The organism is Desulfovibrio sp. 86 (genome assembly GCF_902702915.1).
GTDB lineage: Bacteria > Desulfobacterota > Desulfovibrionia > Desulfovibrionales > Desulfovibrionaceae > Desulfovibrio.
The window spans coordinates 3271934-3286222 of record NZ_LR738849.1 but is presented as its reverse complement, the minus strand read 5'-3'; the positions used below and the strand labels follow the sequence as shown (position 1 = coordinate 3286222).

The window sequence follows — 14289 nt, the reverse complement described above, 5'->3', positions numbered from 1 at the left end:
CAGTCAGGTTCCGTGACACAACGGACCGCTTAGGGCAAGGCTCAACCCAGCCAATTATACAGGGTTACCGGTCTCCCCTGCCCACCGTACCCCTTGGAACTGCCAAGCCGTCCGGTTTCCGCCAGATAATCGAAATACTTCTTTAAAGAAATACGCGAAATTCCAGCTACGCGTTCAATGTCTTTAAGACTGAAGAGGCCGGGCTGTTCTTTCAACACTGACACTACGGCTTCAAGGGTTTGGGCATCAATACCCTTTGGCCTGCCAGCGCCCCCTTCGGGCTTTTTTATGAAAATACGCCTGTCCAGGATGTCCTGAGTTATGGCGACTTCAGGCGACATAAGCAGGCGGCGCTTTTCTTGAAACTGCAACATAGATTCCCGAAAGCGCTCATAGGTGAAGGGTTTGACGATATAATCCGCCACTCCAAGCCTCAGGGCCTTCAGGATGTCTTCGCTGTTCTGGGCTGCCGTGATCATAATGACATCTGTATGAAAAAACTGGGATTTGATAATACGCAGCAGTTCCATACCGTCCATTCCGGGCATGAACACGTCGAGCAGCACCAAATCCACATGGCAGGCACGCAACAGAGCCAGGGCATCTTCGCCCGATCTGGCGGTATGTTCAAGGCTGAACTCATCAATACGCTCCAGATATCCGGCGGCAATGTCAGCCACCATAGGATCGTCTTCAACGATTATTGTGCGGATCATGCCCGCCCTCCGCTGGTGAGCATGGCCAGGGGAATATGCACCGTAAAGGACGTCCCCTGCCCCACATGAGAATCAACCTCAATGGATCCATCCAGCTCGTCAAGGGTCAAAAGCAGCATATACAGGCCGATGCCTCTGCCCGCCCCCTTGGTGGAAAAGCCTTTTTTGAAGATCTCCGGCAGATGCTCTTCGTTAATGCCCCGCCCGGTATCCGCAACGGTTATGACAAGAGTATCATCCTCGCAATGCACGGACAGATCAATGTGCTTTTCCTGCGTATAGCTGACAGCGTCAAAGGCATTGTCCACAAGGTTGCCAAGTATTGTTACAAGAGCATGCGATCCTGTTGGCGAAAGCGGTGGAATAACACCACTTCCGCCCAATGTCAGTGTAACATGGCGTTCGTTGGCACGACTGAACTTGCTTTCCAAAAGTCCGACAAGAATTGGGTCCTGCACATTAAGTTTGATGGATGAAGTTTCGCGTATTTTGCTGCCGATGATCTGCGACAGATATTCTTCAAGCTCTTCATAACGCTTGTTGCGCAGCAGTCCCGAAATAACATGCAATTTATTCAGATATTCGTGCGAGCGGGATCGCAAAGCCTCTGCATAATTGCTCAGCCCCGTCATGCGCTCCGCCAGGGCGCGCATCTCCGTCATATCCCGGAATGTTGCCACAGCGCCAATGGTTTTGCCCTGAATAATAATGGGGGATCGATTGGTCATGATGATCTGTCCATTGATGTTCTGTTCGCAGTCGTATTCAGGCTTGCCTTCCTTGAGAATGGCATCAAGGCGCGTTGACGGCACCACTTCCTGTACGGGGCGTCCCAGCAACTCTCCCTGCACCCCTGCGGAACGCAGGATTTTCTCAGCCATTTCATTGACGACAACAAGCCTGTTGTTTCTGTTAATGGCGATGATGCCCTCGCGTACAGTGCTCAGGATGGCGTTGCGTTCCTCAAGAAGCCGGGCGATCTGGTGCGGTTCCAGGCCAAAAAGAATTTTTTTGATTTTACGTGACAACAAAACGGCCAACAGAAGGCCAATGACCAGTGCAAGGCTGAACAGCCACGTCATGTGGCTGGTAAGACCGGATACGTTTTTTTCAATATCACGAGACATGATGCCAACCACAACGGCGCCGATCTGCTGGCCACTTTCGTTAAACACGGGCCTGAAAGCCCTTTGCGAAAAACCAAACGTGCCTCGCGCGGAAGAAATATAGGTCTTGCCCTGCAACGCTTCGCCCTCGTCGCCGCCCACAATGTGCGCGCCGATTTTTTGCTCCTCGGGGTGATATATTCGGTTGCCATGCATGTCTATGAGCACAATAAATTTTACGCCTGAAACACTTGTGAGCATGCGAAGAAAACCTGCCATCTGAAGCCAGGCATCCCCTTTTGGAGACCGCATTCCTTCAATGACAACAGGCGATTCTGCGGAAAGTTGCGCCACATTGGAGACCGTCTGTTCCGCCTGTTCAAAGCCGTATTTGCTGATGAAATACGAGCTTGCCAAATGGCTCAGAAGTATGGGGGGGCAGAGGGCCAGACTGACCATCATTACAAGCCTGATGAACAAGCTGTTATTTTTGACAAAATTCATCTGTAGTTATGCAGGCGACTGCCGGGATTATAGTGTTGTCGGACAAAAACGCCCGAATCGAAGCGGTGATGATGGCGGGGAAATAGAAAATTTTGCAAAAGATGATTCGGAGCATCCTGCCGCCAAACATCCGCCCACTCGGAACCGATGCCCATGGCAGCATAATATCAGGAGGGAAGTACTGTAACCATTTTTGATGCAAAACTGTTTTATCTGTCGTGTCTTTCTGGCGAGATGCAGTTCACGACATGCATGACGCCGTAAAACATAAAACAATTATGTCAACGTCCGTTTAACAGGGCAATATGTTATATTTTGCTTTTCGTTATTTGCTGTCAAGCCTGGCTTTCACGCCAGAATTACTGTGATGCTCTCCATTGACCTCTGATGTTGAAGAATTGTTTTCCCCTGCTTTCTTGTCAAACTGGCAAACCCCGATGCAGCGGATCCCGCCACAGTGCGGGCAGGCATTGCGCGGTTGCGGCAAAAAAAGATCACGAAATATTCGAAAGAAACTGCGCATACTCATCCGCAGTTTCTAACGCAGAAGCCAAATGCCCGCAACGGCCAACTCCGGCTTGCCATGTGGCCTGATTTGGGTCAACTTTGGCTAAAGCTCATTACTGTCTGATTATAAAAGGTGATTCTAATGGAAAATATGCGCTTTATGAAAAGAGCCGTCGAGCTTTCCAAAGAAAGCATGCGGCTTGGCGGGGGACCTTTTGGCGCAGTCGTTGTGAAGGACGGAAAAATAATTGGCGAGGGCATGAACAGGGTTGTCCCCCTCAACGACCCTACCGCCCATGCCGAAGTTGTGGCCATACGCGAGGCCTGTCAAAAACTTGCAACCTTTGACCTCTCGGGCGCGGTGGTCTTTGCCAGCTGTGAACCTTGCCCCATGTGCCTCAGCGCCATCTGGTGGGCTCGCATAGAAAAAATATATTTTTGCAATACACGCGAAGATGCGGCAGCCGCGGGTTTTGATGATGCGGCCATTTACCAGGAGCTCTCAAGAGATCTGACAGAAAGAAAACTGCCCATCGAACAGCTGCATTGCGACGAAGCATGCAACACATTCGCCACATGGCTCTCCGATGCTGGCAAAACGGCGTACTGATTTCGCTGACATTATCAGATTAGCTTTCAACCCTTCACAGTACAATATGTCATGAGGCGAAAACCGCATTTTCCGTTGCCCACGCTGCATTTGCGTGAGCGGTAGAGCATGTTCATTTTCATAGACAACATGCTCTAAAACCTGATTCTCCGCAGCAGGCCAACGCGCTTTCCTGCCAGCCGCCGCCCACACGGAGCAACCGGACCAGTGCTCTTTTGGGCACAACCAGTCTTGACAGCCGCCTATTTTAGAACTATGAAATGGAGATTCAAAGCCTGACGGTGCGACCTCATCGATATTTGTGGATTACGGCATCGCACCAATTGGTAGGTATAAAACTATCTTGTCGGTATCGCTCAAATTTCTTTTAACGCCGGTGATTTTTGGCGCTTTCTCTGCACAGCAAGAAAGCGCCGTTTTTTATGGTGGAGCACATACATGCAAGTAGCTGAATTAATTAACACCATTGAAGAAGTTGCGCCTTTGAAGGCAGCAGCCCCGTGGGACATTTCCGGGCTTCAGGTGGCAAGCTTGCGGCATGAGGTCAACAGCATCGCGGTCTGCCTTGACCCGACGCCGCACTCCGTCAGGCAATGCCTTGATCTTGGAGCGCAGTTCATCCTGAGCCATCACCCCTTGACGCTCAAGCCCTCGCTGCCGGCAAAACTTGACGCATACCATGACGTGTTGCGCCTGCTTTTGCGCGCGGATGTTCCCCTGTACGCGGCCCACACCTCGCTGGACGTCAACCCCAGAGGGCCTGCGGGCTGGTTGGCCACAGACTTGCGGCTTGACAACCTGACTGTGCTTGAACCGGTAGCCCCTGCCGACGCGGACGGGCATATGCTGGGATACGGCCTTGCGGGCGACCTGCCGCAGCCCCAGACTGTCGAGCACATCATTCGCGCGCTTGAAAGCATTCTTGATCTTTCCACGGCGACCCTGAGCGGGCCGCCCCCAGGAAAAATAGACCGGCTGGCATACTGCACCGGTTCCGGTTCATCACTGCTGGCTGCGGCCCATGAGGCCGGGGCCCAGTTGTTCATTACTGGTGATGTAAAATACCACACTGCGCTGGACGCTGAAATCCCGCTTCTGGATGTGGGTCACCACAGCCTTGAAGAAGAAATGATGCGCCGTATGTGCCACGTGCTCCAACAACGTGCTCACGGTGTCGCAGTGCACTTTGTGCCTTCTGCATCCCCGTTTCGCACCGTTGCCCTGTCATGAATCCTCAGGAGGATCTAATAAATGAATAATGCCGTTTACTTTGAACAGATAAAGCAGCTTGTTGAGCTGCAGAAAGTTGATGACGCCATTCACACAGTACGGCAGGAAATGGAGCGTGCCCCCAGCGAACTGGATTCGCTTGAACAGCGTTTCAGCGCCAGCGAAACGCAACGCAACTATATAGTGGACAAGCTGACCCACCTTCAGGATCAGCAAAAGCGCCTGTCGCTTGAAATCGATGATGACAGCGCCCGCATCAAGAAAAGCAAGAACAAGCTTATGCAGGTGGAAAATACGCGCGAATACCATGCCATGATGCGTGAAATGGACAGCATGGAAAAAGTGAACCGCTCCCGTGAAGAAGAAAAAATGACTCTCATGGAAGAACTGCAGTTCCAGAAAGACGCGCTGGCCGAAATTGATCTCACCCATATGGGCATAAAGGCCGAACTTGAAGTTAAGCGTGACGGCCTTGAAGAAAAGCTGCAAAAAGGCAATGCCGCGCTTACCGAGCTCAATGCCAAACGCGCCGAGGTCAGCAAAGCCATTCCCCAGCCCGTCTTCATGCGCTACGAATTCATCCGTGAACGCCTGGAACATCCCGTCATTGTGGCTGTTAAAGAAGGCATCTGCTCTGGCTGTCACATTGCCGTTCCGCCGCAGTCTTTCATCGAACTGCAGCGCGGCCAGCAGATTTTGAGTTGCCCCAACTGCCAGCGCCTCATTTTCTGGTGCGAGCACTTCAGCGTGGCTGATGCGCCGCAATGCGCCCCCAAGCCGCAGACGCTGACTGACTAAAACTTTTGGCTCATGAGCCAAGACCGGATCGCTCCCATAAAGATGATGCGATCCGGTCTTGCGGCGTGCTTTGCCGCCCATGCAGCCACAGATTGCGGGAGTCGGACAGACCGTCGCCGCGGGTGAAAACCCGGGGAGGAAAGTCCGGGCTCCACAGGGCAGGACGCTGGGTAACACCCAGGAGGGGCGACCCTCGGACAGCGCCACAGAAAGCAAACCGCCCGACCTTGGTCGGGTAAGGGTGAAACGGTGGTGTAAGAGACCACCAGATGCCGCGGTGACGCGGCATGCTCGGCATACCCCGTTCGGAGCAAGACCAAATAGGGAAGGCGGCTGGCCCGGCCACAGCCTTCCGGGTAGGTTGCTTGAGGGTGCGGGCAACCGTACTCCTAGAGGAATGACGGTCACACACGGGCAACCGTTGTGACAGAACCCGGCTTACAGTCCGACTCCCGCATACTGTCAGCCAAAGGCTCAATCATGCCTGAAAGTTCCATCCCCCTCCCAGGGCAGATCAAGCCCTGGGCCATACTTCTGGCGGCCGGGCAGGGCAGCCGCCTTGCCGCCGCCGCTGACGGCCGCGCCAAGCAGTTTCTGCATTGGCGGGGCGCGCCCCTGTACTGGCACTCCGCTAGGGCCATGAGCCGCAGCGCGGTAGTGGCGGGCATTGTTTTTGTTTTTCCCCAAAACGGACATGCAGAACACGAAGAGCGCCTGCGCGAGCTTCATGCGGCCGAAGACCTGGGCATTCCCTGGCTCACGGCTGTCGGTGGCGAAATGCGTCAGGATTCCGTACGGAACGCCCTGTCCGTGTTGCCCGCAGACGTCCGTCATGTGCTTATCCACGACGCGGCGCGCCCTTTCCTGACACCCGCTCTGGTGCGTCGCGTGTGCGAAGCTTTGCAGCGCGGCGCGTGCGGGGTCATTCCGGCCCTGCCCGTGACGGACACCATCAAGACCGTTGCTGACGGCCTTGTCACAGGAACCTTGCCGCGTCAGGCCCTTATGGCTGTTCAGACGCCGCAGGGTTTTTCTTCCGACCTTTTGCGCCAGGCGCATGCCCATGCCAGGGAAACGGGACTGAGCGTCACTGATGACGCCTCCCTGCTGGAAGCCCTTGGGCACAGCGTTCATGTGGTTGAAGGCGAGGCTGCCAACGTGAAAATTACCAATCCCGATGATCTGGCCCTTTTGCAGGAGGCCCCTGCCCTGCCACGTCCCTGTACCGGCATGGGCTATGATGTGCATCGTTACGGCCCTGGTCGGCCCATGAGGCTGGGGGGAATTCTCATTCCCGCAGGCCCCGAGGTTGTGGCCCACTCTGACGGCGATGTCCTCCTCCATGCCCTTACCGATGCCGTGCTCGGCTGCGCGGGCCTGGGCGATATCGGCCAGCACTTTCCCGACAAAGACCCCCGGTTTGACAATATTTCTTCGGCGCTTCTGCTGGATCAGGCTCTGGACATGGCGCGGCAGGCAGGCGTGCGCCTGTGCCACGCTGATATGACAGTTGTTGCCCAGACGCCACGCCTTGCCCCCTACCGCGAAGAGATCAGAAAAAATATCGCTCGCCTGCTGGCTCTGCCGCCCGCCTGCGTCAATCTTAAAGCCAGCACCGAGGAGGGACTGGGCTTTACGGGCCGCGCCGAGGGCATCAAGGCATACGCCGCTGTTACCGCGTGGGCACAAGACTGCCCCGCTCTTGTGCCGCCTTCTCCATTGCAACGCGACATCTGATTCCATAAGGATCGCCATGAACACAGAACTGTACCGTCCCTGGTTTGCCCACTATGACGCCTTTGTCCCCCGCATTACCGAGCCGTGGGACAAGCCTCTGTACGCCATGTTGGACGAAGCTGCGGACAAGTATCCCAACCGCCCGGCGATCATTTTTCATAACACGCGCATTTCCTACAAAAAGCTGCACGAATCTGCCGAACTTTTCGCAGGGGCGCTCAAGCGCCTTGGCGTAAAGACCGGCCAGCGCGTCGCCCTCATGATGCCCAACATGCCGCAGACGGTCATCGCCTTTTGGGGCATTATCAAGGCCGGGGCAGTGGTGGTCATGACCAATCCATTGTATATGGAAAAAGAGATCATGGCCAATATGCAGGATTCCGGGGCGGAACATATTGTCATGCTCGACATGCTCTGGCCGCGCGTTTCCGCCCTGCGTGACCGCCTGCCCCTGCGCAATTTTATCATAACCGGCGCGGCTGACGCCCTGTCTTTTCCCCTGAACTGGCTGTATCGCCTTAAAAAGGGCCGCAGCAAAAAAGCCCCCATCCCCTACGACGGCAAAAACGTTTTTGAGTGGAAAAAAATCTTCAAGGGTGCGGAGCGCTATTCCGCCCCCATCGCCGACCCCATGCATGACCCGATCATGCTCCAGTACACGGGAGGCACCACGGGCCTGCCCAAGGGCGTTACCCTTACGCATTCCAACCTGGGCACCAACTGCCGACAGGTGCTGGACATCATCAACGTCAAGGCAGAAGACCACCACACCTTCATATCGCTTCTACCTTTTTTTCATGTGTATGGTCTTACGACCGGGCTTATCATCCCCATTGCCCTGGCTGCCACCACTCTGCCGCTGCCCCGGTACGTGCCGCAGGACGTGCTGCGCCTCATCGCCAAGCACAAACCCACCATTTTCCCCGGCGCACCTTCGGTGTACATTTCTCTTTTACAGCAGAAAAATCTGGCGCAGTTCAACCTGCACAGCATCAAGATATGCGTGTCCGGCTCGGCTCCGCTGCCAAGAGAAATCTTCCGCCAGTTTCAGGAAACCACCGGCGCGTCCATTCTTGAGGGCTACGGGCTTACGGAGGCATCGCCCATCACCCACTGCAACCCCTTGGGCAGACAGGGGCAGAAGCCCAACTCCATTGGCATGCCCCTGCCCGGCACCGACGCCCGCATCGTGGATATGGAAGGCGGTTCCCTGACCCTGCCCCCCGGCAAGATGGGCGAACTTATCGTCTCAGGCCCGCAGATCATGAGCGGTTACTGGCGGCGGCCTGATGAGTCGGCCAGCGCCCTGCGCAACGGATGGCTCTATACCGGCGACCTGGCCACCATGGATGAAGACGGCTATTTTTATATTGTGGACAGAAAGAAGGACATGGTCATTGTCAGCGGTTACAACGTGTACCCCCGCGAGGTGGATGAAGTGCTGCTGGAACACCCCAAGGTTCAGGAAGCGGTGAGCGTGGGCATACGCGACGATATTCGCGGTGAGGTGCTCAAGGCATATGTTGTGCCCCAGGAAGGGGAAGAGCTCACCAAGGCTGACATCATCGCCTGGTGCCGCCAGAAGCTTGCCGGATACAAGGTGCCGCGCCTTGTGGAGTTCCGCAAGGAACTGCCCAAGACCATTGTGGGCAAAGTACTCAGACGCGCCCTGCGCGAAGAGGAAGAAGCCAAGATGGCCAAACGCAAGCAGCGCAAGGCGCAAAACGGTACAGTGCCCAACGCGGCCGGGAATGGCGAAGAACCCATGGGGCATTCCTGATGCGTATTCTGGCCCAAAGGGTCACGGAAGCTTCCGTCAGCGTTGATGGCCGCCAGGTGGCGGCCATCGGCCCTGGCATTATGGCTCTGGTGGGCTTTGGTCAGGAAGACGGGCCTGATTTCAGCACAAGCCCGGCATTTCAGGGTATGGCTCATAAACTGCTTGGTTTGCGTATCTTTCCCGGTCAGGGCGAACTCTCCAACAAGTTTCATACTTCGCTTGAAGAGTTTGGCGGCCAGCTTCTTCTTGTTCCCCAGTTCACCCTGTACGCGGACTGCCGCAAAGGGCGACGCCCATCCTTTATCGATGCGGGAGATCCCGACTGGGCAAGACCAATGTTTGACTATTTTGTGAAGATGGTTGACGAATCTTGTGCCGTCAGCGTATCTTCAGGCATCTTCGGTGCCGATATGGCGGTACGCCTGTGCAACTGGGGACCTGTCACCATATGGCTTGATTCGGCAAATCTTTTTGCCCGTTGACGCCCGCGCAGCCTGGAGGGCAGCCTGTGTTTACCCTGCAAGCGGAGTCTCATAAAAACGTCACGGTTCTGCGCTATCTGGGCGATATGCTCTTGCCTGATGTTCCCCAGTTCAGCCGCCAATTGGAAGCACACCTTCTGGCCCCTGGCATCAAACAGGTGATTCTGGATCTGAGCCACGTTGACAAGGTGGACTCCTCCGGTCTGGGAGTGCTTGTGAGCGCCAGCACCAAGAGCCGGGGGCACGGCAGAAGACTGGTTCTCCTGACGCCAGCGCCCCACGTGGCGGAGCTTTTGAAAAAAGTGGAAATTGAGGGTTTTTTCCCCACTTTTGACAGCGAAGAGGAATTGAAGGGCTATATTCCCGACGCTGCGGACTGACCGCCCGGGCGCATGCTTACAGGCTTTACGGATGGTGCATGGTGCAATACTACCTGCGGCATTACTTCAATCCCGATTTCGACCACCTCCACCTCAAACCGGGCGGAGAGAACGGCTCTTCTGACGTCTATAGCCTGGGGTACGTCCAGAACGCTATTGACGGTCAGGTGCTCGCTGAAATCATCCCCCTGGAAGATGCCGGGCCGGATCCCGACCCCCGCTTTATGCTTGACAAGCACAAGTTTCCGGCTGGCCCCAACACCCGCGTAGACCCCCAATATCCCAATTATCTGCTCGCTGCCGCCAACGGCTATGTATTTTATCTTGACGGCAAAATCACGGTAAAATGTCTGCTCAATGTCCGTCAGGACATCAGCTTCCAGACAGGCAATATTTTCTTTGTGGGCGACATGGCCATTCACGGCTCCGTGCGGGCGGGCTTTTCCGTCCAGGCCAACAATGTGCGCATAATGGGCATGGTGGAAGGCGGCGTTGTGCGCGCCAGACGTAATCTCATGATTGACGGCGGCGTGCGGGGCGGCGCAGGACAGCATAGCCTGGTGGATGCCGGGGGCAAACTGCTCTCCCCCTTTCTGGAAAAAGTGGAGGCCCGCGCCCGCGACAATATCGTTATTGAAAAAAGTTGTCTGTATTCCACTGTGTATGCCGGAGCCAGCATCGTCGTTCGGGAGCTTGCTTATGGGGGCATCATCAACGCCTACGGCAGCGTTTATGTTGGCAAGCAGCTTGGCAACAAGGCCGGCATTCCCACCAAGGTCTACCTGGGGTATGACCCGCTGAGCATTCGCCAGTTGGAAAAAATCGACAGCATCATTGCCCAGCAGTCACAGACCATTACGCACCTCAATGCCGTTGCCGGACACCTGCCGCCCGAAACCAATGAAACGAGCCGCAAGCTGGAGGCTCTTCGGGCGCAACGCCAGCAACTCATCAAACGACGCAACGATCTCTGGGCGCGTCTTTCCCTGGACGAAAACTATATGCACAACTGTCGCCTGCTGGTGCCGGGACGCATCTATCCTGGCGTGGAACTTTCCATCGGGCGTGCCTTCCTCACCATTGACAGCATCTACGACAAAGTGGTGTGCCGTCTGGTTGATAATGAAATTATCATCGAGCACTTACAGCACTCGCATCTGGGCGCGCCTCAATGAGCCAGCCGGGTTCCCTGTCAGACCACTATTCGTTTCGGGCCATCTATCCTGGTGGCGAGAACATCGCTCCCGATGCCGCTCCTGTTGACCTGGAAGCTTTCTGCAGCGCCCGCAGCTTCGCCATGCTTTCACCGGGCGGCCCGGAGCGAGAAACCGCCGTGGTCCAGGCGCTGCCGGATGAACAGTTGCGCGACGTCCTGCCTGTGCTTCTCGGCTGTGGCATGGGGCATGCCCTGCGTCTCCTGCTTGAACGCTGTGCAGGCCCTGTGGCCGTTGTGGAAAAAGAAGCTGAAATCCAAAAACTTAGCGGTGTTATTGCCGCCCTGCCCCCACAAGACCGCCAAAGAGTGCAGCTTGTCTCCCCGACAGACGTGGATGAGGCATTGCGCCAGCTGACCCACTGGCAGGCACAGCATAATGACTTGCGCCTGTTGCCCTTGCCGCTTCCCTTCTATCTGCGCCTAGATCGCGCCTACTACGGCCGCCTGCAAAAAGAGCTTGCGGCCAGCGTCCAGTTCGACTTCTGGAGCCGGGCCACGGGGCCGCGATTTGCAGATGCGCAACCGCGCGTCCTTCTGCTCACCAGCAAATATTTTCTCATGGGCGAGGTAGAGGGAGCGTGCCGCAGGCTGGGTCTTGAGTACAAACTTGTGCATATCAAGAACGACACCCTGGCCTGCACTGATTTTGTGCAGCAATTGCTGGAAGCCGTGGTGTCGTTCCGCCCGGACTGCTGCATCACGCTGAATCACATGGGCGTGGACGTTGAAGGCGTACTCATGGATCTGCTGGCCCGCCTTCAGTTGCCCCTGGCCTCATGGTTTGTGGACAATCCCCACCTCATCATCCACCTGTATTCCCGTTGCGTCAGCCCCTGGACAACCCTGTTCACCTGGGATGCGGACAATATCGAAAGCTTGCGGACTTCAGGTTTTGCGCATGTTTTCTATCTGCCCCTGGGCACGGACCCTGAGCGATTTCATCCCGACAAGGGCGCAGACGCCCCTGCCGCGTGGCAGGCGGATATTTCCTTTGTGGGAAATTCAATGGTCTACAAAGTGGGCGGCCGCCTGAAGCACGGGCGCTTTCCCCGCGCCCTGCTGCTCCCCTTCAATGAGGTTTCGCAGGCTTTTATGGAGAGCGAGCAGCGCTCTGTGGCCGGCTTTCTGCGCGATGCCTTTCCTCAGGTGTTTGCCCAGTATGAAGCCCTACCCGACAATGAGGCAAGACTCGCTTATGAAACCGCCGTCACCTGGCAAGCCACGCGCCTGTACCGCAATGGCTGCGTGCGCCGCCTTTTGCCCCTGAAACCGCTTATTGTGGGCGATGACGGCTGGAAGGCCGAATTCAGGCGCGAGCCAGTCCAGCCGCGTTATCTGGACGCGCTGAGTTACTATACCGACCTGCCGCGCTTTTACTGCCGCTCGCTGGTGAATTTCAACTGTACCAGCAAGCAGATGAAAGGCGCGGTGAACCAGAGAATTTTTGACGTGCCCGCCGCCGGGTCCTTTGTTCTTACTGACTGGCGCCCCCAGATGGAACAGCTCTTTGAACCGCATGAAATGATCTGCTACCGTGAGCCAGAGGAAGCGCCGCATCTGGCGCGGCACTATCTGGCCAACCACACCGAACGCCAGACCGTCGCCCAGCGGGCCCGCAAACGTGTTCTGGCCTGCCATACCTGGGCGCACCGCTTGCAAACGCTGCTGCAGCACATGCGCCAGGTATACGGAACCCCTGCCGCCAAAACTCCCCCGGGGCACAGGGAGCGCGCATGAGTGCAGACCCCATACTTGTCCTCCAGATGCACCGTATGGGGGACCTGATCCTCACTCTCCCCCTGCTCTTGCACCTGCTGCGTCATCACCCGGAGCATGAACTGTGGGTCACAGCAGAACCGCAGTTTTTTCAGGGGCTCATGCCTCTTTTGCCCAATGTGGTTTTTTTTCCGCCAAGCCATTGCGATGCATTGGCCCAGCGCCATTACGAGCTGGCCATTAATCTGAGCAGCCGCCCGCAGGCTCTGGACTGCCAGGCGCGGCTCAAGGCGGCCCGAAAACTTGGGCCTGAGCTGCTGGCAAAAAACAGCGTGCCCGGCAGTTTCAGCAATCAGCATGTCTGCGGCTACTGGCAGTTGTACCGGGCCGCCCTGACGCAAAATAACTGGAACAATGCATTCCATTGGGCTGACCTGCATCTGCTGGATCTTTTTACACATCCCAACCTGTCGGGGGTAGCACACCCACGGGCAAAGGCTGCCGGTACGCGGCGCGTCGGGCTGGTGCTCGGCGCGAGCGAAGCGGCCAAACGGCCAGATGTTGATTTTTGGGCACGGCTGGCGCGGCGTCTGGCTGCGGAAGGCGTCCTGCCGCTGCTTCTTGGCGGCCCGGCAGAACAGGAAATGGGGCGTGAAGTGGCCCGTAAAGCCGGACTGCGCGGCGCTGACCTGTGCGGACGCCTGTCTCTTAAAGACCTGGCGGCGCTCATGAGCACGCTGGATCTGTGCGTCACCCCTGACACTGGCCCCATGCATCTGGCGGACATGACAGGCGTACCAGTACTTAACCTTTCAATGGGGCCGGTGCATGCCCGTGAAACGGGGCCATCATCTCCGGGGCAGTATGTGTTGCGCGCCGCCATGAGCTGCGTCGGTTGCTGGCAGTGCCACCGCAGCCAGCTTTTCTGCAAGCAGGCTTTCACGCCGCCCGGTGTGGCGGCCCTGATTCTGAGCCTGCTGCACTCTTCCGGGCGCCCCGCTGTGCCGCCGGGTATGGCCCTGTCCCGTACGGGCCGCGATGCCATGGGGCTGCACACCCTTGAACGACTGGACGCTCCGGCAGAAAAAAGTTGCCGCCCGCTGCTGGAAGATTTCTGGCAGGCCGTCTTTCTTTTCCTCTACGACCCCGACCAGCGTGGGTTACTGGTGCAGAGACTCGAAAGGCTGCATGCCGCCTTTCCCCTTGTGACCAAAAACATCGCCAAGGATCTTGCCTCGCTGTGCGGCCAGTGCGCGCAACATCTCAGGATGTCCAGAGCAGACTTGCCGGGCGGCTTCTGGCGTTCTCAGCCGCCTGCCATCCGTCTTTTTACAGGCTACATTCATATGCGCTTGCAGAATGATGGCTATTCCTCACATGCCTGGAACACCGCGCTGAAAACTCTGGACGAAATCAGCTCCTTTTTTACCCGCTTGCCCTGAAAATTCTTCTTTTCCCGCCAATACGCGCCGGTTCGTACGGCCCCTGCCCTCTTTTTCTCCCCCAA

12 protein-coding genes and 1 other RNA gene are annotated in these 14289 nt (G+C 56.5%); 11 read left to right on the top strand and 2 right to left on the bottom strand.

Going from position 1 to position 14289, the window contains the following annotated elements:
• Positions 1 to 41: 41 nt before the first annotated feature.
• Positions 42 to 716: a response regulator gene (locus tag DESU86_RS13505; protein WP_179981496.1), complete on the bottom strand. Its 675-nt coding sequence runs from the start codon at positions 714 to 716 to the stop codon at positions 42 to 44.
• Positions 713 to 2326: a DcuS/MalK family sensor histidine kinase gene (gene dcuS, locus DESU86_RS13500; RefSeq protein ID WP_179981495.1), complete on the bottom strand. Its 1614-nt coding sequence runs from the start codon at positions 2324 to 2326 to the stop codon at positions 713 to 715. The genes DESU86_RS13505 and dcuS overlap by 4 nt, the downstream gene beginning before the upstream one ends.
• 649 nt (positions 2327 to 2975) lie before the next feature.
• On the opposite strand from dcuS, the gene DESU86_RS13495 reads away from it, so the two are divergent.
• The 11 genes from DESU86_RS13495 to DESU86_RS13445 all read left to right on the top strand — a co-directional run bounded on the left by DESU86_RS13495 (position 2976) and on the right by DESU86_RS13445 (position 14224).
• Complete coding sequence (locus DESU86_RS13495) at positions 2976 to 3443, top strand: nucleoside deaminase (protein WP_179981494.1); 468 nt, start codon at positions 2976 to 2978, stop codon at positions 3441 to 3443.
• 438 nt (positions 3444 to 3881) lie between these two features.
• Complete coding sequence (locus DESU86_RS13490) at positions 3882 to 4673, top strand: Nif3-like dinuclear metal center hexameric protein (protein WP_179981493.1); 792 nt, start codon at positions 3882 to 3884, stop codon at positions 4671 to 4673.
• Between the two features lie 21 nt (positions 4674 to 4694).
• Positions 4695 to 5471: a zinc ribbon domain-containing protein gene (locus DESU86_RS13485; RefSeq protein WP_179981492.1), complete on the top strand. Its 777-nt coding sequence runs from the start codon at positions 4695 to 4697 to the stop codon at positions 5469 to 5471.
• A 97-nt stretch (positions 5472 to 5568) separates the two neighbouring features.
• An RNA gene (rnpB, locus tag DESU86_RS13480) (RNase P RNA component class A) lies at positions 5569 to 5928 on the top strand.
• Between the two features lie 56 nt (positions 5929 to 5984).
• Positions 5985 to 7208: a 2-C-methyl-D-erythritol 4-phosphate cytidylyltransferase gene (ispD, locus tag DESU86_RS13475; protein ID WP_179981839.1), complete on the top strand. Its 1224-nt coding sequence runs from the start codon at positions 5985 to 5987 to the stop codon at positions 7206 to 7208.
• Positions 7209 to 7224: 16 nt separating this feature from the next.
• The gene (locus DESU86_RS13470) at positions 7225 to 8988 is read left to right on the top strand and encodes a long-chain-fatty-acid--CoA ligase (RefSeq protein ID WP_179981491.1); all 1764 of its coding nucleotides are present in this window, start codon (positions 7225 to 7227) and stop codon (positions 8986 to 8988) included.
• Positions 8988 to 9470, top strand: a complete 483-nt coding sequence (dtd, locus tag DESU86_RS13465) for a D-aminoacyl-tRNA deacylase (RefSeq protein ID WP_179981490.1) — start codon at positions 8988 to 8990, stop codon at positions 9468 to 9470. The genes DESU86_RS13470 and dtd overlap by 1 nt, the downstream gene beginning before the upstream one ends.
• Positions 9471 to 9496: 26 nt before the next feature.
• Positions 9497 to 9850 (top strand): STAS domain-containing protein, encoded by a 354-nt coding sequence (locus tag DESU86_RS13460; RefSeq protein ID WP_179981489.1) that lies wholly within the window; start codon positions 9497 to 9499, stop codon positions 9848 to 9850.
• A 38-nt stretch (positions 9851 to 9888) separates the two neighbouring features.
• Entirely contained in the window at positions 9889 to 11025 is a 1137-nt protein-coding gene (locus DESU86_RS13455) for a FapA family protein (protein ID WP_179981488.1), read from the top strand.
• On the top strand, positions 11022 to 12803 hold the full coding sequence (locus tag DESU86_RS13450) for a CgeB family protein (RefSeq protein ID WP_179981487.1): 1782 nt from the start codon (positions 11022 to 11024) through the stop codon (positions 12801 to 12803). The genes DESU86_RS13455 and DESU86_RS13450 overlap by 4 nt, the downstream gene beginning before the upstream one ends.
• Positions 12800 to 14224, top strand: a complete 1425-nt coding sequence (locus DESU86_RS13445) for a glycosyltransferase family 9 protein (RefSeq protein WP_179981486.1) — start codon at positions 12800 to 12802, stop codon at positions 14222 to 14224. Before DESU86_RS13450 ends, DESU86_RS13445 begins: the two co-directional genes overlap by 4 nt.
• Positions 14225 to 14289 lie beyond the last annotated feature (65 nt).